The 1,029-nt window shown below is 65.8% G+C and carries 1 protein-coding gene and 1 pseudogene; both read right to left on the bottom strand.

The genetic code is table 11. From position 1 onward, the window contains the following. On the bottom strand, positions 1 to 900 hold a 900-nt coding region (locus AC1Q5S_RS22265; RefSeq protein ID WP_492239457.1), incomplete at its 3' end, for an electron transfer flavoprotein subunit alpha/FixB family protein. A gap of 54 nt (positions 901 to 954) precedes the next feature. After that, positions 955 to 1,029 (bottom strand): annotated as a pseudogene (locus AC1Q5S_RS22260) (electron transfer flavoprotein subunit beta/FixA family protein); the annotation flags it as partial.

Here is a 1,029-nt window from a genome sequence, read left to right as displayed (position 1 = left end):
AAACAGGTCCGCCTCCAGCCCATAGTCGGCCACGCTGAAGATCGGCGCCTCCGGGTCCTTGTTGATCGCCACGATCACCTTCGAGTCCTTCATGCCCGCCAGGTGCTGGATCGCCCCCGAGATGCCCGCCGCCACGTACAGCTGCGGCGCCACGATCTTGCCCGTCTGGCCCACTTGCCAGTCGTTGGGGGCGTAGCCCGCGTCCACCGCGGCGCGGCTGGCGCCCAGGGCCGCACCGAGCTTGTCGGCCAGCGGGGTCATGACTTCGTCGAACTTTTCCTTGCTGCCCAGCGCCCGGCCTCCGGAGACGATGATCTTGGCGGCGGTGAGTTCGGGCCGGTCGCTCTTGGCGATTTCGCTGCCCATGAACTTGCTCTTGCCCGCATCGTTTGTGGCTGTTGCGGTTTCCACTGCGGCGGAGCCTGCGCTGGCAGCGGCGGCGTCAAAGCCGGTGGTGCGCACGGTGATGATCTTCACGCTGTCTGCGCTTTGCACGGTGGCGATGGCGTTGCCGGCGTAGATGGGGCGCTCGAAGGTGTCGGCGCTCACCACCTTGGTGATGTCGCTGATCTGGGCGACGTCGAGCTTGGCGGCCACGCGCGGGGCGACGTTCTTGCCGCTGGCGGTGGCGGGAAAGAGGATGTGGCTGTAGTTGCCTGCGATGGCCAGCACTTGCGCGGCGACGTTTTCGGCCAGGCCGTGTTCGAGGCCGGGGGCGTCGGCGTGCAGGACTTTGGCAACGCCGGCGATCTGGCTGGCGGCTTGTGCGGCGGCGCCGGCGTTGTGGCCGGCGATCAGCACATGGACTTCGCCGCCGCAGGCAACGGCTGCGGTGACGGTGTTGAGGGTGGCGCCCTTGATGGTGGCGTTGTCGTGTTCGGCAATAACGAGGGTGGTCATTTCTTGTTCCTTTGATCGGTTGAGGACAGAGCTAAAGATCTGTCCCGCAAGGCTTTAGATAACCTTCGCTTCGTTCTTGAGTTTTTCCACCAGGGCGGCAACGTCGGCCACCTTGATGCCGGCGCCGCG

The sequence above is a fragment of the Acidovorax sp. GW835-FHT14B10 genome, assembly GCF_058793725.1.
The sequence above is the reverse complement of the archived record's forward strand: the minus strand, read 5'-3'. Positions and strand labels throughout refer to the sequence as shown.